Source organism: Lepagella muris (assembly GCF_004793975.1).
Taxonomy (GTDB): Bacteria; Bacteroidota; Bacteroidia; order Bacteroidales; family Muribaculaceae; genus Lepagella; species Lepagella muris.
Window position 1 is genome coordinate 139,767 of the sequence record NZ_SRYB01000004.1, and the last position, 23,517, is coordinate 163,283.

Consider the following 23,517-nt stretch of genomic DNA (forward strand, 5'->3'; position numbering starts at 1 on the left):
TCCGAATCTTGTCATTTTTAAAATTTTAAGACCATCAGCCCTAAACTATAAACCCTAAACTATCAACTATCAACTATCAACTATAAAACCTAAACAATTATATCAATCAAATGTTTCGCTTCAAGCCGGCTTCGACTGCTCCATGAAGGAGAGAATGTCGAGTGCTTCGCTGACGGTGGAGATCTTATCTATAAGTATCGAACGCTTCCCGTTGACGTCGCGCAGCTCACACCGCAGAGGATTTGTACGTAGATATGCAAGCACCTTACCGAACGCCGGACTCTGATAGTAAGCCTTGTTGTCGTCGCCTACGAAATACATCCTCATCTTCCCCCCTTTCAGAGCCAGACGCTCCACGCCGAGCCGGCGTGCCGCCATTCTCAGTGGTACCACCTTTATCAGCTCCTCCGAAATGAGGGGTATCGTGCCGAAACGGTCGCGCAGGTTGGTGCGGAAGAGTTCGATCTGTTCGGGAGTCTCAATATTGTCGAGCTGCTGATACAGGCTTATTCTCTCGCTCTCTTGGGGCACATAGTCGGCTGGCAGTCTTAGTTCAAGATCACTCTCAATCGTGCAGTCAGCCACAAATTCCTCTGTCTTTCCGGCAGTCAGCTCGTCAAATTCCTCAGCAAACTCCTCCGTCTTCAGTTCGAGCACCGATTCCTTCAGAATCTTCTGATATGCCTCATAACCGAGGTCGGCGATGAATCCGCTCTGCTCTGCACCGAGGAGGTTGCCGGCTCCGCGTATGTCGAGATCCTGCATGGCGATGTGGATGCCGCTGCCGAGGTCGCTGAAATTCTCTATCGCCTGAAGTCGTCGGCGTGCCACGGGAGTGAGAGGATTGCCGGGGGGCACGAGGAGATAACAGAATGCCTTCTTGTTGTTGCGTCCCACGCGTCCGCGCAACTGGTGCAACTCGCTGAGACCGAAGTTCTGCGCGTTGTTGATGAGGATTGTGTTGACGTTGGGCATGTCTATGCCGTTCTCCACTATGGTGGTGGAGAGAAGCACGTCGTAATCATGGGCTGCGAAGTCGATAATCGCCTGTTCAAGTTTCTCCGGGGGCATCTGCCCGTGGGCGGTCACGATACGTATCCCCGGCACGAGCCGTAGAAGCGTGTTCTCGATTGTGGATAGATTCTCTATGCGGTTTGAGATGAAGAATATCTGACCGTTGCGGCTCAACTCGAAAGAGACCGCCTCCTTTATAACGTCGTCGTCAAACGTGGAGACATTTGTGACGATGGGCTGGCGATTGGCGGGTGGAGTGTTGAGCGATGAGAGGTCGCGCGCACCCATCAGAGAGAATTGCAGGGTGCGGGGTATGGGGGTCGCGCTCATGGTGAGCGTGTCAACGTTCACTTTCAGTTGTTTAAGCTTCTCCTTGACCGCCACACCGAATTTCTGCTCCTCATCCACGATCAGGAGGCCGAGATCCTTGAATTTCACATTCTTCCCGATGAGCTTATGGGTGCCGATGATGATGTCTACCTTCCCGGTCTCCAGATCGGCGAGAATCTGCTTCACCTCCTTAGGTTTCTTAGTCCTTGAGATAAACTCAACCCTTACGGGGAGATCCTTCAGACGCTCGGAGAAGGTGTGGAAATGCTGCATGGCAAGCACCGTGGTCGGCACGAGCACGGCAGTCTGCTTGCTGTCTGCGGCAGCCTTGAAGGCGGCGCGTATGGCTATCTCCGTCTTTCCGAAACCCACGTCGCCGCATATCAGGCGGTCCATCGGTCTTGCCGACTCCATGTCGACCTTCACGTCTTGCGTCGCCTTCAGCTGGTCGGGGGTGTCCTCATAGATGAAACTTGCCTCCAGTTCGTGTTGCAGATAAGAATCGGGAGCGAAAGCAAACCCCTTCTCCTGACGGCGAGCAGCGTATAGCTTGATGAGGTCGCGGGCGATATCCTTCATCTTGCTCTTGGTCTTCTCCTTCAGGCGTTGCCATGCCCCGGATCCCAATTTGCTGATCTTCGGGGGTACCCCCTCCTTGCCGCGATATTTCGAGAGCTTATGGAGCGCGTGGATTGACACGAGCACCATGTCGTCGTTCTGGAATAGGAGCTTTATCATCTCCTGCGGACGTCCGTTGACGTCGGTCTTCACGAGACCGCCGAATTTCGCGATGCCGTGGTCGATATGCACGATGAAGTCGCCTGTCTCAATCTGCTGTAGTTCCTTTAGCGAGAGGGCAAGTTTTCCGCCGCGTGCGCGGTCGCTCTTAAGATTATATTTATGGAAACGGTCGAAGATCTGATGGTCGGTGAAGAAACATATCTTCGATTCATGGTCGACAAACCCCTCGTGGATGGTATGGTCGACAGGGGTAAATGAGATCTTGTCGCCGCGATCCTCGAATATAGCCTTCAGACGCTCGTTCTGGAAAGGGGTGTCGCTCAGGATAAGAATCTTATAGCCGTCGTTGAGGAATTTTGTGAAAGAGTCGGCTATAAGGTTGAAATTCTTATGATATATTGTCTGTAGCGAGCAATCAAACGTCATTGTTGCATCTGGGGAGAATGATGATGCGGCATCGGCATCACCGCCAAATTCCACAATTTTCATGCTCTTCATCCGACTGACGAAATCATCATAATCCACGACGTTCTTCATCGCATCCGTCTCCCCCTCACCGGTGACGCACACCGCTTCCGATAAAGTCTCGGAGGAGATTGCCTTTATACGGGTCTCCAGCCAGTTGACCGACTGGCATATCACGATAGTCGCAGCGTCGGCAAAATGGAGCAATGAGACGCCTGCAGTGTCATTATCAGCCATTCCGGCAGGTATGATGGAGATGCTTTCCTGTTTGCTTTCAGAAAGCTGTGTCTCCACGTTGAACGCACGTATTGAGTCGATCTCATCATCGAAGAAATCCACGCGATATGGGAGTTCACCGGAGAATGAATATACGTCAAGAATAGATCCTCGCACGGCAAACTGCCCCGGCTCATATACGTAGTCCACCTCCTTGAACCCCAGTTCACGCAGACGCATGCAGATGGCGTTCATGTCGGCTGTTTTTCCTGCCTTTAGTTCGATAGTCCTGTCGGACAGGGTCTCTGCCTTGGGTACTCGTTCGGCAAGAGCCTCCGGACAGGTCACCACCCATGTTGGATGGTTCTTCCTGTGCCAAGCGTCGAGGGTCTCCGTGCGGAGAATCCTCGAAGGCTGGTCAGGCTGTCCGTATTTTATGTCGCGCCGGTATCCGCTTGGGAATATTGCCACGCTCTGCTCCCCGGCAATCTGGCACAGGTCATGATAGATGTAGCCGGCGGCATCAATGTCGTCGGCTACTATGAGGAATGGTTGTTTTCTTGCTTTCAGTCCGGCAAAAAGCATTGCCGGTGCGCTCCCCTTCAATCCTTTGAGCGCGATACGCCTGACTTTCTTATCATCAATAAGAGCTTCAAGCGCGTCGCCTCTGGATTTGGTGACAAAAAGATTGTCGGCTTCCTTAAGTTTCACTTTTTTGTGTCGGTTTTCTGTTTTGGGGTAAGGATTTCAGCGAGTTTCGCCTTATCGGAAAGAATCTCCTCCGCCTTTTCAAGAGCGGGGTCGGTCTTTAGATCCTGTATCAGCTTACCATTGTCGAAATAATATCTGCTGGCAATCTCTGCACCGAGATATTCGGAAATCTCCTTTCTCTTGTTGTCGAGATCCTTGTAGAGATTATGCGTCATCAGCGGCGCGAGGGCATCTATGGCAGCAGTGGTCTCCTCGTTGAGATACCCCTCCTCTTCGGCAGTCTCACGCAGTTTCTTCACAAGCTCCTCGCAGATCTTGTCGTATTTGAACTTCTCCGGATTGATGCTCTTCTTGAAATCCTCATATATCTCATCCGTCACCTCAAATTCCCAGGCGGGCGGAATGGTGGGATGTGTGTTGGCATATTTGTTGGCATAATCAAATATCCAGAAGTCGCGCATCAGGTTGTAGGTGAGTCGGCTGAAGTCACTCCATTTCACCTCCACGTCGGGAGTCAGACCGCCGCCGTCGCGCACCTCCCTGCCGTGGAGTGTCTTATAGACGTTGGTGAGGGAGTCGGGCGTGCGTGCCACTGATCCGTCGGGATTGCGGTGGGAGTAATCGAGAGCCTGTATAAGACGCCCGGAAGGTATATAGTATTTCGCGATTGTCACTTTTAGCAACCCGTCGTAAGGGAGAGGAAGGGTGCTCTGCACCAATCCCTTACCGAAACTTCGTGTGCCGATGAGCACAGCTCGGTCAAGATCCTGCAATGCGCCGGCAGTGATTTCAGCTGCCGAGGCGGAACCTCCATCAATGAGCACAGCAAGCGGTATGTCGGGGAAGAGTGGAGTGCGCGTGGTCTTGTAGATCTTTTCGGAAGCGGCGTCCTTTCCACGGGTGCGGAGCACTTCGGTGCCTTTCGGGACGAAGTTGCCGAGAATATCGACAGCCGCTTCCAGCAGACCGCCGCCGTTGCCACGAAGGTCAAGCACAATCTTATCTACCTTTGGATTCTTCTTGAAAGCCTCCAGCGCCTCTCTCACGTCCTTTCCGCTGTTGGCAATGAACTGCGTAAGACGAATGTAGCCGGTGTTGCCGTTCACCACGTCCCAGTAAGGCACCGACGGTTCGGAGAATTTGCTTCTGACGATGTTGAACGTGAGTATGGAGTCAGTGACGTATGGACGGCACACGGTGACGTTGACCGATGACCCGGCTTCGCCACGCAGCAGTTTTGTTATGGCATCCGAGGTCATACGATAGGTGTCGGTGGAGTCTACCCGTATTATATGGTCGCCGCTCCTCAGTCCCGCCTTTGCGGAGGGAGTCCCCTCGATAGGAGCGGATATATACGACATGCTGTCGCGCTGCATTATGAAGCTACCGATACCTGCATAATCATATTCGCCGGTGGTCATCTTCGTCAGCTCTGCACGCGAATCGGAGTCGTAGTATTCCGTGTATGGGTCAACAGTGGATAGAAACGCCTGTATGGCAGAATTGAATGCCTCCTTGGGGCGTATCGTGTCGACATAATTCATCTCGACAGCCTTGACGATTGAATTGAACGTGTTCAGATTCCTGTTGACAGCCGCATCATGGCTTTGCTGCGGCAGGTCGGGGGAAGCGAAGAGCTGCGAGGCGGCAACGGCAACCGTTGCGAGAGGTAATAAACGGGTAGATAGGGTCATATATTGAGAATTTCTTAGTTCGACGGATTGTGTGGCGTGGGTGGATAATCGACAGTGAAATGCAGACCACGGCTCTCTTTCCGTTCTCTTGCCTGGCGCATGATCAGGTATGCCACGTTGATCATGTTGCGCAGTTCGCACAGTTCGCGGCTCGGTTTGCTTACCTTGAACAGCTTCTCGGTCTCTTCATAGAGAATGTCGAGACGATTCCACGCACGGTCAAGGCGTAGGTCACTACGTACGATTCCAACGTAATATCCCATGATTTGGTTCACCTCCTTAGCACTTTGGGTGATAAGCACCATCTCTTCCGGGTGAGCTGTGCCCTCGTCGTTCCATTCCGGCACGTCGTTGCGGAAGTCATAACCGTCGATAGCCTCTGTGGCGTGGCGTGCGGCGGCATCGGCGTAGACCACCGCCTCGATAAGGGAGTTGCTGGCAAGACGGTTTCCGCCGTGCAGACCCGTGCAGCTGCACTCACCGAGGGCGTAGAGACGCTTGATTGAGGATTCGCCGTTGAGATCCACCTTTATGCCGCCGCAGAGATAGTGTGCAGCGGGGGCAACGGGTATCATATCTTTCGTGATGTCGATTCCGAGGGATAGGCATTTCTCATAGATGTTGGGGAAATGGCGTTTTGTCTCCTCTGGGTCTTTGTGGGTGACGTCGAGGAATACGTGGTCCGAACCGTTCTGCTTCATCTCTGAGTCGATAGCACGAGCCACGATGTCGCGTGGCGCAAGCGAGAGGCGCGGGTCATATTTCTGCATGAACTCCTCTCCATCGAGATTCTTCAGGACTGCGCCATATCCGCGCATCGCCTCTGTGATAAGGAAAGAGGGGCGGTCGCCGGGATGATACAGGGCTGTCGGGTGGAATTGGATGAACTCCATATCTTTTACGGTGCCCTTGGCTCGATAGACCATTGCGATGCCGTCGCCGGTGGCGATCAGGGGATTGGTGGTGGTGGTGTAGACTGCACCGGTTCCTCCGGTTGCCATTACAGTGGCTTTTGCAAGAAATGTGTCGGTCTTTCCTGTTTCCTCATTTAGGATATATGCGCCGTAGCATGTTATGTCGGGGGTGCGTCGTGTGACGATCTTCCCCAGATGATGCTGTGTGATGATCTCGAGGGCGAAATGATGCTCGAAGATGTCGATGTTCGGATGGTTTCTCACCCGGTCAACGAGACTAAGCTGAATCTCCGCGCCGGTGTTGTCGGCATGGTGAAGAATCCGGAATTCACAGTGTCCCCCCTCACGATGCAGGTCGAAGGATCCATCCTCCTTCTTGTCGAAGTCCACTCCCCATCCGATCAGCTCTTTGATCTGTTCGGGAGCTTTTTTCACCACCTGTTCCACCGCATTGCGGTCGGATAGCCAGTCACCGGCTATCATTGTGTCGTTGATGTGTTTGTCGAAATCGTCAACCTCAAGGTTAGTGACGCTTGCGATACCACCCTGAGCGAAATAGGTGTTTGCCTCATCGAGGGTGGTTTTGCAGATTATAGCCACGCGTCCTTTTTTGGCGGCTTTTAGAGCGAAGCTCATTCCGGCGATGCCGGAGCCGATCACAAGAAAATCATATCTGTATACCATAGTCAGATAATTACGTCGTTAGCCCGATATGCGGGCAAGTTAGAGGCGAGCGTCGCAACCAAAAGATTCCGGCGTTTGCTTATCGTTTGCATTATTATGCAGCAAAATTAATAAAAATCTTTAAACCCACAAAGATACATTCCGATTACGAGTAGCCGATGTATATAAAAATGACGGAAATTCCAATATGTTGTGATGGAATTTCCGCCATGTTTTTGAAATACTACGAAATGTCAGACGTTGTTGAACGTCAGGCGGAGAATGCGGCGTTTGAGTCGAGCTTTGTACTCGACATCTTCACCTGGATCTGGCGTAGGGCGTCTTTCTTTAGTTTCTCCAAGTTTATGGTGTCAAGACCTGGATAACCCCATTCGCTTCCTTCCGGCTCCTCAACGTGAGGGGTGAGTACTGCCTCGCATTTAGCTGCGGGTAATTTCTCCTTCACGTAGTCATAGACTGCATCTTTGATTCTTTTGAACTCGGAAGATTTTTCAAACTCCTCAAGGCTTCCGTCAAAATGGACGGAATATTTGTCGGAGTCTCCAAAACTGATGATAAATGCTTTCATAATAAATGTCTGATTAAGAGAAGTCATACAGACTTCAGATGAAAAAGAGGTGACAAATGCCACCCTTAATCCGGCGGGCGTTTTAAAAGATAACGCCTCATCCCGCCTCCCGGTTCACGAAGACACATAATCATTGCAGACAGTATTATTCTATAGTAAGCATCTTTATGGAAGGTCGGCAGAAAAATCAGCATAAATGATTAAATGCTAAAAAGGTTTTATTTTTACAATATATAATGAAAAAATACGTTATAATAATATTATTAACTTTATATCATAAATTGTCATGAAAAAAAATTATTTGCTTATTGCTGTCTGTATTCCCTTAATTGCATCACTGTTGTGTGCTTGCGCTGACTCAGACTCTGTTGAGAAGTTTGCACCAATTCCTTCAGAAAAAATTGAGGCTATGTTTTTGGAAGCCGGTTTTGTTCCTGTCAATGTAAATAAAGACTCTATTGGTCAGACATATTTGGAAATAACCTCTGAAAAGCAGGCTTATGCAGTGTTGCAACAATTAGACGATGCTATGAATCTGTATGGATATTTATCTACTCGCGCAGGTTATACGACAGTTAATATGACTAAGACAAGACTTAAGGGAGGAGAATATCAATATGCTTTTCAATGCTATAAGATGGATGTTACATTCAGGGGGGGTGAGTTTCTTTCAGGAAGAATTAATCCGGAATATATAGAAGTAAATGGATATGGGATAACTCCTCCAGGTCTTACAGGTAGAGATTATTCTGTAAGTTATGAATACCGGAATGGTTATAATTGCATAATAATCCATGCAAACTTTGAATTTGGATTAAATGTTGGAGGTAATAAGCTTGTTGGATATTCATTTATCATGGGTTATGAATGTTATATTATTGATACGGATAGAGTTGCGGTAAGAGTGATTGAAAAAAGATTTTAATTAAATAATAAAGTGCTATGGAATTTGGAGTTTCTTTTACACTATTATTTGGATTACTTGCGATAGCATGGTTCATTCTTCCACCCTTTATCTGTCTGCGTTTGGTAAATAGGAATGATGGACTTGACTATATGCAGCGTTGGCTGTGGGTGATTCTCAGTTTCATAATGGGCTGGATTGGTTTGCTTATTTATATCGCTGTCTATCACAAAAAAAACCGGATGGATTGACCAGACGACCGTTTCATGCCGATTTCGGATGATTTCAGCTGAGTATCTTTATGGCAAGGATGAGTTCAGGGCTTATGCCGAAGATATCACGTAGCCGGGTGATGAGCCTTGCCTTACGTTTCTTTATGGTGATTTCTGCCACACCGAGACGTGCGGCTATTTCCGGATTGCGTAGCCCCTCCTCAAAACTTAGGTTGAAGATCTGACGCAGTTCCGGCGGCAATGTGGCTATTGCGTTGAATAGGCGGGTGCGTGTCTCCACCTCGATATAGTCGGTCATCACATCCCTTGTGAGCATTGATGGGTTGAACGTCTCATTAAGATAATTCCCTTTCGCATTCTCCTTTCGGATGAGAGAAATCGCACGGTTGCGTATACAGGTTATGATGAAGGCTTTCCATTGGGCGGCAGATGAAAATGATTCCGCATTGAGATATGCCTTTTCCACAGCATCCTGCACAAGATCTTCCGCTGTTGTGACATCATTACCTGACAGTCGAGATGATGCGTATATGAGCAAGTCAGGGTAGAGATAAGAATAGAAATCATCTATCTTTCCTCTACAGAAATTCAGAAATATCTCATCAGTCCAGTTCATTTTGCATTGTGCCGGAATCCTTGCAATGGTTTGTTGACTTTGCGAAGATACAACATTTCATATTCATAAGCAAGCAAATAGAGTTAAAATGAAAAAAGAGAGGGCAACATTATTGTATTCGGGAGAATGAAAAGAGCACGACCATGGGTTGATGAATGGTCGTGCTCTTGTTGTCTTATCCTAAGCCGGATATATGAAAGTCCATTACATGGGTGAGATAAGGTGTCATTTCACGATTTTTGAAACCTCACCATTCTTGACAAGGATATATATACCTTTATCGGGATTGATCATTCTGCGTCCCTGAAGGTCATAATATACAGCCTCGGAATTATCTCCGGTCATGATACTCTCTACTCCGGAGTCTTCTGACGGGAGGAAAGATATTGATGCAGAGGTGTCGGATGTGGAGAAGTTAATGTCGTATTTACCTTCCGGCAATGCACTCTTGTAAGGCTTGCCATATATTCCCATCATTCCGAATGGAGAATCTAATGATATTGTGTTGCCGAGCATTGGCACGAACATTGTGCTGAGACCGTAGGAGAAACCACCATCTTCGGTTGTCACGATGAACCCGTCTTCGGAGCAGGATTTTATATCAAAATTCTTCAGTGTGTAGGTGATGACTGTTTCTGAGATCATTTCGCCTGTCTCCTCATCCTCGTATGATGACTCCTCTACAGAGCGGACGAATTTCACTCCATCCGTAGGATTCTCGATTCCGTTGAACCCAAGCAGATAGTAGACACTCTCATCTGCCGGGGTCTGATCCTCACAACGAAGAAATGAAATCATATTCAGACCGTTCATGGAGATGAAGTTGACGGTGTAATAACCGGGGGTAAGAGAGGATTGCACTGCATCCCCTGAATTTTCAAGCGACGCGAACGGATTTTCATCAGTCACTTTATCAGACCGGGCAGCAGCACCTAAAAGGGTGTCGTCCTTTGAGTTCGCAACAAAGAAGCCATCGGCACAATCTTCCACAAGAAACTTTGGATATGTGTAGATTACACCATCTTCCGACTCCTCTGCCACAAATATATTATCCTGCGATAATTCATCATTTCCGTTAAAGCCTATGAGATAATAGCTGATTGCTTCATCATCGTTATTAAGAGACTGGAACATCATTGTCCAAGACATGGGATCACCCTCTTCCTGCATACTTGCGAGAATCACCTTATACGTGCCGGCAGGAAGTTCGCAGTTGATGGCAGGTCCGTTTTCGGCAAGAGAGGTCATAGTGGCATACTGGTTTACCATATTGCTGAATCCGAAATCATTGTCAACATTGAATCCAAGTTTCAGCCCTTCCTCACCGATTGCGAAAAATCCATTCTGACATTCCGAGATTACGAAATTATCATTGATGAAACGGTAGATACCCTCATCTTCATCCTCTTCATTGCCGGGGACGTATGTCAGACGGTTGGATTCGGTAGCCTCGCTTTCTCCGTTGAAGCCGGAGAGATAGAAACCTGTCTGTGGTGGTGCCGCCATTGAAACGGCTGCACTCATAATGAGTGTGGAAAGTAGAAATTTTTTCATAAAATATTTAGTTAGACTTAAAAATATTCTTGTTAAAAACCTGTCAGTATGATTCGGTTTTAATATATACGCAAACCAAGTGAAACGGTATACGGGAAAATAAAGAAAAAATGAAAAATAAAAATTTGTCGTAGTCATGGTATACCAAATATAGGTGGTTGCGTATCTTTATAAAAACATTATTAAACGAAATTCTATATGAACTTTACAACTTTCAGCACGATTGGCAGTGCGATTGGTAAGACTGTCGGACTCAGTGTAGTGGCTTCATTGCTTATGACGGCATGCTCGTCGACCGAAACAAAGGATCCGTTCACCGGCATACTGAAAACGGATGCGGTAAACGACATGATGTATAATTATGCACCGGATCATGATTTTATGAATATGACGACCATACCGGTAGTGCCGGATTCCACAGGTCATTTCACTTTCCCGGATTCATTAGTGCTTGATGACGGAATACGCATTCAGCTTCTTGCGGATAATGATTATTTCGGCATTTATCTTGAAAAGGGGAAAAGCGTGGAGGGCACCATCACTCAGGATGCCAACGGAAAACTTATCATGACTTTTGAAGGGGATAATGCCGATATCAACACATATTACAATGCACTTTGCCAGGCATTTGATACGATGAAATATTTCTCACCAGATCCGGGGGAGGGTCCATCACTTGATGAATATTTCGCTCTTCTTGAGAAAGAGCATGATAATGTTGTGTCGCTCCTTCCTACCATCAAGGATGAGGAGACTCGTAAGTTTTATGAGAAGATGACCGACAGGATGTATACTTGGACAAAGATTCGCCTTATCATGGATCGTGATTATGAGAGTAACACCGACGTGAGGGAGGATCCTGAATTTGTGTCGCTCGTGGAGACTATTGATCCCAATGATGACCTGAGTCTTGAATGCACACTCATCTTCCCATGGCTTACCATGCAGTCAAAAAGCGATCAGAACGATCAGCTTGCCAACAATATAGAGCAGCTTCACATCGTTGATAAGCAGATCACCAATGCCAACACGCGCAAGGTGATGATGAACCAGCTTGCATTTAATTATTTCTCATACGGACAGCCTACGCAGGAGCAGGCAGAGACGTATATGAAGGAATATGAGAAGATTGCATCCGCTTATCCCGATCTCGTGGAGCGTTATAAGTTGCGCCAGTCAAGCATAAAGGAGATAAAGGCGGGGGATGCCTTACCTTCCGACCCGATGCTGAAGACTCCCGATGGCAAGACTCTCCGTCTTTCCGACCTAAAGGGTAAGGTTACTTATATCGATTTCTGGGCTACGTGGTGCGGTCCATGCTGCAAGCAGATTCCGTTTATGGAGAAGTTGGTTGAGAAGATGAAGGGGAATAAGGATGTGGCCTTTGTCAGTATCTCCTCTGATACGGATGAGGCTGCATGGAAGAAGAAACTTGCTAAGGATAATCCGGAATGGGCACAATATATATTCGATGGAGCAGATGGCGACACATTCTTCACACAGATGGGAATAAACGGAATACCGCGGTTCTTGATACTCAATGCCGACGGCACAATAGCCGTTGCAGATGCGTTGCGCCCGTCAGATGAGGGGGTAGAGGCTCAGATTCTGGGTTGCATACATTGATTTTATAATATTTATGGATCAGACGGAAAGAATCATATATCTTTTAACCCGGCGCCTGTCGTCGCCTCTCACGGAAGATGAGATAAAAGAGTTGGAGGCATGGATGTCGGAGAATCCGGAGGTCAGGGAGGCGTTGTCACAACGTCTCTCTGATCCGTCGCTTCTCGGGGAATACTGGCGTAAGCGGTCGCTTGTCGATACCGGTCGTCCGCTGGCAGATATGCAGGAAAGACTCGGGCTCTCATCGCGCAATCGTCGTTTCGGATATGCTGTCCTTGGTGCGACTGTGTCGGCAGCGGCTATCATTGCCCTGATTTGGTTGCCATTATCGCGTGATAAGGATATGGTGCCAGTTTCAGTTGTCAAGCAACAAAGTCTGTCGGTAATATCGCTCGACAGCATACGTCCGGGAGAGACGCTTGCGTATCTTGACAACGGCGAGGATAAGATTCCTGTCGAGTCATCATCACGCGGGCTTCCCGTCGCTGCCTTAAAGAAACAGGGTAATATAAAGAATGGTCCGATAGTCTTGGAAGTGCCGCGAGGAGGAGAGTTTATCGTAGTTCTTGAAGACAGCACCAAAGTATGGCTCAATTCTGCCAGTACCCTTACATATCCCGAGAATTTCTCATCCGGCGCACGTCGTGTAGAGGTGTCGGGTGAGGCATACTTCTCAGTTACCAAACAGCCTGACGGCTCACCCTTCTATGTCACTACCGCCGGACAGGAAGTGTGTGTCTATGGCACGGAGTTTAATATACGGTCATATCCGGAGGAGAAATCGGTGTTCACTTCATTGTGCAGTGGTGCAGTAGGTCTTCGCAGGCTTGATGGAGCAGGTGGAGAATTGAAACTTTCACCCGGGAATCAGGCTGTGTTCGATAAGGAGTCGATGAGGGCTGAGGTCAGAAATGTGGATATAGAGATAGTGACCGGTTGGCGAAACGGTCGTTTCGTATTCCACGAGCAGACGCTCCGTCAGATCATGTATGACCTCGGAAGATGGTATGATTTTGATTTTGAATTTGCCGAACAGGAATTGGAGGAGATGGTTTTCATGGGCAGCATACCCCGCTATAGCGATTTCTCCACGGCTATGATGATACTTGAGAAAATAGGAGGGATCTCTTTCACAGTCAACGACGGCAAGATACTGGTTAAACGAAAATAGATTCCTGATTTTAACAAAGACGGAGGAATGACCTGATATTAGGTCAGCACCCGGAACTATCCCTATACATTTATGAAGCAAATTAGTAGAATATCAGCAATAGTATTGATTGGCACAGGACTGTCGGTGAGTGCGTATGCGAAAAATCTCACACTTCATTTTCGAGATGTACCCATAGAGACGGTCATGAAGGAGATAAAGAAGCAGACCGGCTATGAATTCGTATATAAGAAAGGGTTGATTGATTCCGGCGATAAGGTCACGCTCAATCTTACTGATGTGCCGCTCGCGCAGGCTCTCAACCGAATATTTAATGAAGATAACGGTTTGCAATATGAGATTGTGGACAAAAATATATTGTTGTCGGAATCTCCTGAGTCGGCACCATACTTCAAGCATTCTGTCTCCGGCGTGGTTACGGACACCTCGGGTGAGCCGCTTATCGGGGTGTCGGTTTTTGTAGAGGGCACCAAGAGCGGTGCTGCGACAGATATAGATGGACATTTCAGCGTAATTGTTGAGAAGGGTAATCCTAAGTTGCGTTTCTCATACGTCGGTAAGAAGACTAAATATGTTCCGGTCAAGCCGGGAGAGGATCTTCTGATGGTCACTCTTGAGGATGAGTCGCAGATAATGGAGGAGATCGTCGTGACCGGCTATCAGCAGATGAAACGCGAGAGTGCCACGGGATCATTCCAGACCATTAGCGCGGAGGATATGGCGAAACGCTATACCGGCGACATAACGTCGAATCTTGAGGGTCAGGTGCCCGGACTTGTATCATACGATAATGGTAACGGCAAGGGTATCACTATCCGTGGCACCGGTTCGTTTCAGGCGAATACATCCCCGCTTGTAGTGGTGGACGGACTTCCGATAGAGGGGGGTATAGAATCGGTCAATCCCTACGAGGTGGATAATATAACTATATTGAAGGATGCGGCGGCCGCCTCAATCTATGGCGCACGCGCATCTAACGGAGTGATTGTGATAACCACCAAAAAGGCTCGTGAAGAGAAGCTGACGGTGGAATTTAATGCCGACGTGACGGTCAGCGAGAGGAATGACTACGGCTATATGCAATGGGCAAATGCCGCCGAGATGGTTGAGCTTGAAAGGTATAACTTTAATTATCTGAATTCCCTATCTGACCGTTCGGCTTATAACTCTCTTCTTAATTACTATAAGACCGGCAGATCTCATAATATCTCCCCTGCCACTCTTCTTTTGCTTCGTCATGATTTGGGAGAATTGGATGATAGCTCGCTTGCCAATGGTCTGCGGACTTTGTCGGGGAATGACTATCGCAGGGAATGGCAGGATGCCGTCGAGAGAGAGAAGATAGAGCAGCAATACAATCTTGCGATACGCTACAACGGACGTCAGATGTCGAACAGCCTTGTGGTGAATTATGCCACAGATAATGCCGGACTTGTAAATGGTAGGAATGATTCCTTCATGCTTAATTATCGAGGAGAGTTCAAGGTCGGGAGTTTCCTGAATCTGTCCGCCGGACTGAATATTGTCAGCGAGCGGTCAAAGGCTCCTCTATATGATTCGGAATGGGGAACAATCACGTCGTTCGCCCCCTATATGACTATGTATGATCAGCAGGGTGTCACCATCCCTATGCAGGCAGGGTTCCAACTTGATAATCCGATTCTTAAGGAGGAATCCTACGGATTTAAGAGTGCCGGTTATAACCAGCGGGAGGAGCTTGGCTTGAGCACACAGCGCATACGACGCACTAATCTTCGTCCTTGGATTAATGCCCGTGTCAACATTCTTGACGGATGGACTGCCACAGCTCAATTCCAATATGAGGATATATATTACAAGAGTGATGCGCTCAGGAATGCGGATTCCTATACGATGCGTTCGATGTATAATACCTATACGGCTGAAGATAAATCCACCGGACGGATACTACATCATATTCCTGACGGGGGGATGTTGGGCACCAAGACCTCGGAGGGTGCGTTTTATACTTTCCGAGCACAGACAGATTATTCCAATACCTTCCTGGATAAGCATGAGATCACAGCCACAGCCGGTTTTGAATTTCGTGAGCAACATGAGAAGACCTACGGGAATGTGATGATGGGATATGATGATGCTACCCAGACCAACAGCAACTATCTCATGAATTGGGGATTACTGAAGGAGATGGAGGGGTCGGCAGGTGTGCTTGGTCCGGATTATCCGATGTATGGCGCGCCTGAGAGTGACAATTTCTTTACCGGAGATATCCTTCACAGGTTCTATTCATTATATGCAATAGCCAATTACGTGTATGACTACCGTTATGCACTCTCTTTAAGCTGCCGTCTTGACAAGACTGATCTGTTTGGAGCTGACCCCAAGTTCCGTGGTCGTCCGCTTTGGAGTGTCGGTGGAAGCTGGAACCTTCACAATGAGAAGTTTATGCGTGAGGCTACGTGGATAACCGCGCTCAAGCTGCGATTGTCATACGGATTGACGGGAAATATCGCACAGAATGTCTCCTCGCTGCTGACGGCAAAAGTGGATATCAATGATATCTACGGACAGAAATATGCCACACTCAATACTCCTCCCAATGACCAGTTGCGTTGGGAAAAGACTGCCTCATGGAATGCGGGCGTGGATTTCTCGTTCTGGGGAAGCCGGTTGGGCGGTTCGTTTGATTTCTATCGCAAGAGCGGTTCGGATCTCCTGACGGTGACAGACCTTGACCCCACAACAGGATGGAGCCAGTTGACCATCAATAACGGTAAGATGGTGAATACGGGCGTTGAACTTCAGTTGAACGGTACTATCCTTGAGGCATTGACTCCGGAAGCGTTTGGCTTTGACCTTGGCTTCAATATCGCCTATAACCATAATAAGGTGACGAAAGTAGATCATCTTCCGGCTACCGGTTCGGAGGCGTTGTTAACCTCTACCCTTCATAAAGGTTATCCTGTCAACTCCCTATTCAGCTATGATTTCGCCGGAATGGTGAAGGATGGCGATATGCAGTATTTTTCATGGCGCGATCATAAGGGTGTGGTCCACACCTCCAGCATAGAATCGGATGAGTTCACCCCTGCCGATATAGTCTATAGTGGTTCGCTTGACCCAAAAGTTATGGGAAGCCTCACCCCGGAGTTCAGTTGGCAACGTTTCACGTTGTCAGCCATGATGGCATGGTATACAGGTCACGTCATGCGTGCTGACACGGAGAATTGGACGTCGGAAGGCTCGATGTATGGCTATTACAACGGTTTGTCAGGTATAGATGCAGTCCCGTCATCTTATCTTGATTATTGGACTACAGGCGATGCCACGAAGCATGTGGCAAACGGCTATGCCGGCGGCACACACGTAACGGGCAATCATGCCTACATGAGCTCCAATGTGGTCAGCGCAGATTTCTTCAAGCTGCGGAATATAGTGCTCTCTTATCAGTTCGCGCCTTCGGTATGTCGGAAACTGCGTCTTGATGACCTGCGTCTCCGTTTCCAGATAAACAATGTCTGTATGGCGGCAAGCAATGATAAGGGTATAGATCCGGAGGCAAACGATGCAATCGGAGGCATCCGGTCGCTCAGACTGCCGCGCAGCTATACATTCAGTCTATTTTTCCGGTTTTAACTACTAATACATCGTTTATGAAACTTAAACAGATATTTAATATAACGCTAATCTCCTGCGTGGTGATGCTCTCGTCATGCGACAGCCGGCTTGACCTCGTGCCGAAAGGGGAATCGACCCTTGACAATATTGAGGATATTTCCCTACTGCTTAATCAGGAGTATTCACTCGGAATCCTTCCGTTTTCAGATTTAGGACTTATATGCAATGAATCATTGGGATGCATGCTGTCAGTGCCGGAAGTGCTGTCGTCATCCAACACGCTTAATTATGCCTATATGACATATAATGAGGATGTGGATCGCGTCACACTCTGCCAAAGTGATGAACGCTATTCTGCTATCTACAAGTATGTCAATTATATGAATACGGTGATTGCTAAGCTTGAGGATGTGGAGGGGAGTGATGCCCGCAAGAATGAATTGCGGGCGAAGTCACGCGTAATGCGGTCATACCTGCATTGGCTATGCGTCAATATTTATGCCCGTCAGTATGATGAGGCTACTGCTTCGGAGGATGGCGGCATACCCTACGTCACGGATATTGACAACATGGCAGTGAAGAGAAAGTTATCGTTGTCGGAAACGTATAGGAATATCCTTGAGGATTGTACGGATGAGGTTATCTCTATGCTTCCGGATGAGACGACAGATATCATACAGCCTGACCGTGCATTCGGCAATGCCGTGAGAGGTAAGGTGCTTATGCAGATGAAGAGATATTCGGAAGCCCTTTCCTACCTTCAGAAAGCCCTTGAATTGAATGGTGGTATAGAAGACCGTTCCGTACTAAAGGAGACGGGAGAATGGATTCTGCCGCGTACCGTGTCAAACAATTATGTATGGATTGGCGCGGGGATACGTGTCTCTCCGACTACAGAGGTTATCTCTTTGGAAACGTGCGCAAAATTTGAGAAGAATGATTATGCGATACGCTATCTCGGAAGCAATGGTTGGGACTTCGGTTATGGCAAGATGTATTCCGGAATAGAGGGTTCGCGTATGTTTATGGGATGGAGCACGTGTACTAATCCATACGGGATCACGTCGGATCATCTTTACTACGATGTGGCGGAATGTCTTATCCGGACGGGTAGAATCAGGGATGGTCTTGTGCTTGTAGACAAGGTTAGGAAGAATCGTGTGGAGAATGCCTCATCCTACGTTAAGGTGTATGATATATTTCCGATAGATGAGCATCGGGCTATGGCATTACTTCAACCTGCCAAATGGATAGAGTGCCTGGGCGGCTATGAGAATTTCTTTGATATGAAGCGATGGAACTCGGAGGAAGGGTATCGCCAGACTATAAGCCGCAGTCTTGGAGATTACGGCACCTATACCCTATCTCCTGACTCACCACTATGGATCCTGCCATTCCCCGGAAATGCAACGCGGCATAATCCTACTCTGACTCAGAATTTTGGGACAAAGAAATAGTCCTCTGTAGTTTGCAAGATAATCAGAGGCGTCAAAGTTTAATTGACTTCATTAATATCATACGATTTCATGATAATAACCATACGACTTCATAATATGAGATGAGTGTATTAGAATTGGTTAGAGAACTATAGCTGCAAAGCGGATTGACTTGAAAGAGAGAGGGATTGTCTCGGTCTTGACGACCGAAGCAATCCCTCTTCGGTAAATATGATTGTTTTGTATGAAGTGATATCCTCTATGATGCTGCTGATATAATTTTACAATATTGAGGGGACTTGATGTATTATTGAAAACACTACGAGTGATTATATGATGATTTTGGTTTTCATTTGCTTGTCGTTCGGGCTTTGTATTTATAGAATGTAGTTGTTTGATTGGGTATCAGTACCGGGTCTTTAGCCGACCATTGCATCCACAATTCCGTTGGTGTGAGTTTCTTGATAAGCCAATAGCCATCCATTGCATTTCCTGCTGTCTGAATGACCGCGAAATTCTCGGTCGTGAAAGTCCACTGAAAATATCTTATGTCCTCTTTCACGTTTTCATCTTTTAGAGAGCCGACAGCAACCCAGCCTTTCCCTTTAAGATCGAAATAATATATGGACGTTTTATCCTCAATGGTTTGTTCGTTGCCCAGTCCGTAATCAGCATATACCTCAACCCACTCTTTCCCTGTCAGCATTGACAATGTGTTTTCCTGACCTTCATTAAGATAGCCTGTGCGTCCCTCGCATGACGAAAGGCACACAAACAATATGGTAAGAATAGAAAATATTACCGCCTTCATTCTGAAATTGTGACGGACAGCGTTCCGTCGCCGACAAGATTTTTGCCTTTGAGAGACATGGTCTGATTGCCATCCCCGGTATTTACCCGATAATGTGAGGCTCGGCAGGGAGATTGCACTCCTGTCACGATGATTGTGCCGGCATCAGACTCGGAAGAGATACCGAATGAAAGTTGGTATAGATAGAACTTGGAAAGACTGTTTGCAGAGACAGTCATTGTCATTGTTTCAGGCGCATAGAAATATCTGGGCTCCAACTGTGTGCCGTCAAAAAGCTGCTGCACGAGGTTGGCACCGCTTCTTGATTGTGTGAAAGCCTTGCTTATCTCAATCTTATTGTCTCCATTAATCTTAATGAGATAATCCGAGGAATATGTCGAATACAATATCGCAGTGGCGACTCCGGCTTGCTTGATTGAGGAAAGCAGCTCGTTCACACTCTCCATTTCGCGAATGAATATGTCGCGGTTTATAGAGCTGACAGCCAAAAGTTCCTCCCGGTTGCGGTTTAGCAGATAGTCGGATGCCGTTAATTTCTTGTCAGGATTTATGACGAACTTGCCCGTGGCATTGTCAAGATCCACGAACTGAGCCATTATCTGAGCATCCGTTTCGTATGCCCTGATCTGCGACGGTTCATTGAAAACAGTGTTGTCATCGCTGCACGCCGTCATCGCGGCAGCAATGGTGAGATATCCAAATAATGAATTAAGGTATTTAGTATCCATCTTTACTCCGTTAGATTTATATTTTTGTTGGGAGAACAAAACGATTAACAATACAAATATAATGACAAAAAATATACTGCCTTACAAAGTATTATGATAAAATGTAGGATAATACAGAAATATGAAACCAGTTTCATATTTCTGTATTATCGCTATTGCCCTTTATGCGTGTTTTTCTTAGACGGCAAAGATATTGCGGAGATATTTGCAGGTAAGCGGCAATGTCTTTCTGTGGAACGTCCTGTTCGATTTGAGGATGTTCGCAGATGAGGTTGGCATACCTTTCTGCCGGTGATTTTAGTAAAATATTGCAAAAACGATTCAACAGAGATCGATAGGAAGATTCCATCAGCAATTCCCATTGTTTGCCGGCGTATGGGTCATTATCGCATATACCCTTTAAGATTTGACCATCCATCAGCCAAACTTTAGATTTACGGCGTGCCACAATATCAAAATGGGAAGGCTCATTATTCAGACAAAAAGGGAAATCTCCAATTAAAGCATCTTTAAATGCAAAACCTCCAATCTTAGTTTCACCGTCATGCTTGATAAACTCAAGACATAAATAACCGGATTTAACATATCCGCAAAGAGAAGATGGTTCACCGGCATGACATATATAGTCGCCGGCATTCAACGTAACGAGCTTGCCATGGCTTTCAATCAAGTCGTGCCAAAATTTAAGGTCAATATCTTCGATATGCGTATTGAAAGGGCGTTTCATATTCACAAAATTACTGATTTTATTTGAGATAAACGCCTGATTGGACGCAAATAGTATCATATAACCCATAAATTCAGCCATTAAGTAAAACAAGATAAGGAGAAGTACAATGGTAAATTCCTGATAAATTATTGGAGTGCTCGTTAAGAAGACGGAACCCCCTCACCTTTTGACGGCACTACCTGAAAAAACGCGATGCCGTTACATCTCCGTAGTGTTTCGCCAGTAAAATGCACCAAAGATGGAGTGCCAGCTAATTCAAAATGATAGTTATGTCTTTAGCAGACGTATGTATTCCGAAAATACTATAAATTTGCAGTATTTTCGGAATACTATATGAACATATATAACTATATCAGACGAGATGAGTATCTTGACAAGCTCATTGCACGATGCGATAATGGAGAGGTCATCATCATTACCGGTCCATGAAGACACATAATCATTACAGACAATATAATTCTATTCTATAGTAAGCAACTTTGTGCTTGTAAATGTGCTCAACAAGTTCCGTTAGCTTTATTTCTTAAATTTGATTTCTCAAGTTGAAGACGAATTAATTCTGTCTGATGATTTATTTCAGCCTGTAGTTCTTGTGGTGATGGTAATACCAGACGGTATTTTGTTGCAAATATCTGTTCATTCCCTTTAAGTATGGAATAACGTGCAATCGCAGGATCTGTTTCCGCACACAAAACTATGCCGATAGTAGGATTATCATCCTGCTGTCGCTGAAGCTCGTCATACATGCGAACATACATATCCATTTGTCCTACATCTTGATGCGTTACTCTCCCTATTTTTAGGTCAACAAGAAAAAAGCATTTTGTGATGAAATTGTAAAATACCAAGTCAATGTAATAATCACGAGCTTCAGTACGAATCAGTTTCTGACGCGCAACGAGAGCAAAGCCCTTTCCCATCTCCATCAACACTTCTTCGATATTATTTAGAATAGCCTTCTCAAGATCTGTCTCTGTATAGCCGCTGTTGGATTCTAATCCGAGAAATTCCAGCACCGTAGGGTTTTTGATATACGCAAGTTTATTATTTTGATATTCGGAGGTATTAGATAACATCTCATTATGAACGGAATCTTTTACTTGCGAAAGAAGCATCCTCTCATAATATTGCGTTGAAATATTTCTGTCGAGAGTGCGATAGCTCCACATTTCTTGTCTTGCCTCATTCTCATACCACTTTCTTGCTTCAATATTTATTACACGCATCAGACGTTCATAGTGGCTCCAAGGTAATAACACAGATAGTGTCTGCTGGATTGCAGAAGATTCAGCAGACACTGTCTGCTGAATTGCAAGTTCTTTATACTCAGTGTAAAATTTTCTAAAACTTCTGATATTTGACTCAGAAAAACCACGACCATATTCTTCTGTCAGAGACTCTGATGCAAGTTTGATTACGTATTTACCATATTCGGCACGTTCTGAACCACCTTGCTCCTGCTCAACTATGCGCTGTCCTATACGCCAGTTCATCATTACTTGGGCATAATTTACGGTGCGGTATGCCTGCCTACGGCAGTCATCCACAATTTTCTTTAAATCGTGGATAAAACATTTATCTGAATTAGCAATCTCCGATTTCATAATATTTTTTATCCCCATTAGTCGGCTTTGTTTGAGAATGATGCAAATTTAGTTATTATTTATGAAATTACAATGTCAATATTTAAGTTGCTGTTAAAATTGAGATTTCAGAATTAAGAGATGACTGTATTGGAATTGGTTCGGAAACTCTTATTAGACATATTTTTAGGTGGGTTTGAATAGATTGGAGTAATAGATGATGTCGATGGCGAGGAGGAGGTCAGGGCTTATGCCGAAGATATCGCGTAGCCGTGTGATGAGCCTTGCCTTACGTTTCTTTATGGTGATTTCTGCCACACCGAGACGTGCGGCTATTTCCGGATTGCGTAGCCCCTCCTCAAAACTTAGGTTGAAGATCTGACGCAGTTCCGGCGGCAATGTGGCTATTGCGTTGAATAGGCGGGTGCGTGTCTCCACCTCGATATAGTCGGTCATCACATCCCTTGTGAGCATTGACGAGTTGAACGTCTCATTAAGATAATTCCCTTTCGCATTCTCCTTTCGGATGAGAGAAATCGCACGGTTGCATGATGCTGCTGATATAATTTTACAATATTGAGAGGACTTGATGTAATTATTGATCATTATTTTACAAGTATGAAAAGAAAAGATACATATTGAAAAGTGAGATTAAGATATTTTATATAACTTTGCATAATCCAAAATAATATTACAACAATTTCAATAAATACTTTTCTAAAATTGTAAAGACATGAAAAAATTAAGTTTCATAAGATTGCTTCTGCCTGTATTGTTAGTCGGGCTTGCCCTTGTCTCCTGTCAAGATAATGAGTGTTGTGATGATATGGGTATTAAGGAATATGATATGTCCAAGTCTATTTGTGTCAATATGGATGGGCAGGATTATGTATTACTCTCTTCATCAAAAGCGGCAAAAGAATTATTTGGTGAGGATGCTGGAAGCCTGTCAGAGATAGATTTTTCAAGATATAACCTCCTTTATGTGCAAGACGCATCTCCAAATTCAATCCTTAGGATTCAGAGTGATTGGCAGAATGGTGACAATGATGTTGCCTTATTTTTGAAGGTGGAGACGCTGCTTACGGCTGAATACGTCGAATGGCATAAGGGATTTCTACTGCCGAAATCAATAGGAGACCGATTTTCGGTAGAGATTCATTACGAGACTGCCCGACAATAACCCCAGCC

At 46.2% G+C, this 23,517-nt stretch carries 17 protein-coding genes; 6 read left to right on the plus strand and 11 right to left on the minus strand.

Annotation, left to right across the window (positions count from 1 at the left end; all coding sequences use genetic code 11):
* Positions 1-120: 120 nt before the first annotated feature.
* The 4 genes from mfd to E5331_RS04470 form a co-directional block, all read right to left on the minus strand.
* Positions 121-3,477, minus strand: coding sequence for a transcription-repair coupling factor (gene mfd / locus E5331_RS04455; protein ID WP_275441075.1), 3,357 nt, complete (start codon positions 3,475-3,477; stop codon positions 121-123).
* A complete protein-coding gene (locus tag E5331_RS04460) occupies positions 3,474-5,171 on the minus strand; it encodes a S41 family peptidase (protein ID WP_123481670.1) in 1,698 nt (565 codons plus the stop codon). Before E5331_RS04460 ends, mfd begins: the two co-directional genes overlap by 4 nt.
* Positions 5,172-5,185: 14 nt before the next feature.
* Positions 5,186-6,769: an L-aspartate oxidase gene (nadB, locus tag E5331_RS04465; RefSeq protein ID WP_123481671.1), complete on the minus strand. Its 1,584-nt coding sequence runs from the start codon at positions 6,767-6,769 to the stop codon at positions 5,186-5,188.
* A gap of 250 nt (positions 6,770-7,019) precedes the next feature.
* Positions 7,020-7,337, minus strand: coding sequence for a hypothetical protein (locus E5331_RS04470; RefSeq protein ID WP_135984078.1), 318 nt, complete (start codon positions 7,335-7,337; stop codon positions 7,020-7,022).
* Positions 7,338-7,623: 286 nt separating this feature from the next.
* Here E5331_RS04470 and E5331_RS04475 point away from each other — a divergent pair, with 286 nt between their 5' ends.
* Positions 7,624-8,262, plus strand: coding sequence for a hypothetical protein (locus E5331_RS04475; protein WP_123481673.1), 639 nt, complete (start codon positions 7,624-7,626; stop codon positions 8,260-8,262).
* 264 nt (positions 8,263-8,526) lie between these two features.
* On the opposite strand, the gene E5331_RS04480 is transcribed toward E5331_RS04475, so the two are convergent.
* Positions 8,527-9,090, minus strand: a complete 564-nt coding sequence (locus E5331_RS04480; RefSeq protein ID WP_123481675.1) for an RNA polymerase sigma factor — start codon at positions 9,088-9,090, stop codon at positions 8,527-8,529.
* A gap of 225 nt (positions 9,091-9,315) precedes the next feature.
* Positions 9,316-10,644: a hypothetical protein gene (locus E5331_RS04485; RefSeq protein WP_135984079.1), complete on the minus strand. Its 1,329-nt coding sequence runs from the start codon at positions 10,642-10,644 to the stop codon at positions 9,316-9,318.
* 198 nt (positions 10,645-10,842) lie between these two features.
* Here E5331_RS04485 and E5331_RS04490 point away from each other — a divergent pair, with 198 nt between their 5' ends.
* From E5331_RS04490 to E5331_RS04505, 4 genes are all read left to right on the plus strand, one after another.
* Positions 10,843-12,270: a TlpA family protein disulfide reductase gene (locus E5331_RS04490; protein ID WP_123481677.1), complete on the plus strand. Its 1,428-nt coding sequence runs from the start codon at positions 10,843-10,845 to the stop codon at positions 12,268-12,270.
* A gap of 13 nt (positions 12,271-12,283) precedes the next feature.
* A complete protein-coding gene (locus E5331_RS04495) occupies positions 12,284-13,441 on the plus strand; it encodes a FecR family protein (protein WP_123481678.1) in 1,158 nt (385 codons plus the stop codon).
* Between the two features lie 72 nt (positions 13,442-13,513).
* A complete protein-coding gene (locus tag E5331_RS04500; RefSeq protein WP_123481679.1) occupies positions 13,514-17,056 on the plus strand; it encodes a SusC/RagA family TonB-linked outer membrane protein in 3,543 nt (1,180 codons plus the stop codon).
* Positions 17,057-17,073: 17 nt separating this feature from the next.
* Positions 17,074-18,495 (plus strand): RagB/SusD family nutrient uptake outer membrane protein, encoded by a 1,422-nt coding sequence (locus E5331_RS04505; RefSeq protein ID WP_123481680.1) that lies wholly within the window; start codon positions 17,074-17,076, stop codon positions 18,493-18,495.
* 328 nt (positions 18,496-18,823) lie between these two features.
* Here the strand turns inward: E5331_RS04505 and E5331_RS04510 are convergent, their stop codons facing one another.
* The 5 genes from E5331_RS04510 to E5331_RS04530 form a co-directional block, all read right to left on the minus strand.
* Positions 18,824-19,285 (minus strand): hypothetical protein, encoded by a 462-nt coding sequence (locus E5331_RS04510; RefSeq protein WP_123481681.1) that lies wholly within the window; start codon positions 19,283-19,285, stop codon positions 18,824-18,826.
* Positions 19,282-20,013, minus strand: coding sequence for a hypothetical protein (locus E5331_RS04515; protein ID WP_123481682.1), 732 nt, complete (start codon positions 20,011-20,013; stop codon positions 19,282-19,284). The genes E5331_RS04510 and E5331_RS04515 overlap by 4 nt, the downstream gene beginning before the upstream one ends.
* A 133-nt stretch (positions 20,014-20,146) precedes the next feature.
* On the minus strand, positions 20,147-20,821 hold the full coding sequence (locus tag E5331_RS04520) for a Crp/Fnr family transcriptional regulator (protein WP_135984081.1): 675 nt from the start codon (positions 20,819-20,821) through the stop codon (positions 20,147-20,149).
* A 419-nt stretch (positions 20,822-21,240) separates the two neighbouring features.
* The gene (locus E5331_RS04525; protein WP_275441078.1) at positions 21,241-22,347 is read right to left on the minus strand and encodes a PDDEXK nuclease domain-containing protein; all 1,107 of its coding nucleotides are present in this window, start codon (positions 22,345-22,347) and stop codon (positions 21,241-21,243) included.
* Positions 22,348-22,512: 165 nt separating this feature from the next.
* On the minus strand, positions 22,513-22,932 hold the full coding sequence (locus tag E5331_RS04530) for an RNA polymerase sigma factor (RefSeq protein ID WP_123481685.1): 420 nt from the start codon (positions 22,930-22,932) through the stop codon (positions 22,513-22,515).
* A 127-nt stretch (positions 22,933-23,059) separates the two neighbouring features.
* Between E5331_RS04530 and E5331_RS04535 the strand changes: the two genes are divergently transcribed.
* On the plus strand, positions 23,060-23,509 hold the full coding sequence (locus E5331_RS04535; protein WP_123481686.1) for a hypothetical protein: 450 nt from the start codon (positions 23,060-23,062) through the stop codon (positions 23,507-23,509).
* Positions 23,510-23,517: the final 8 nt, after the last annotated feature.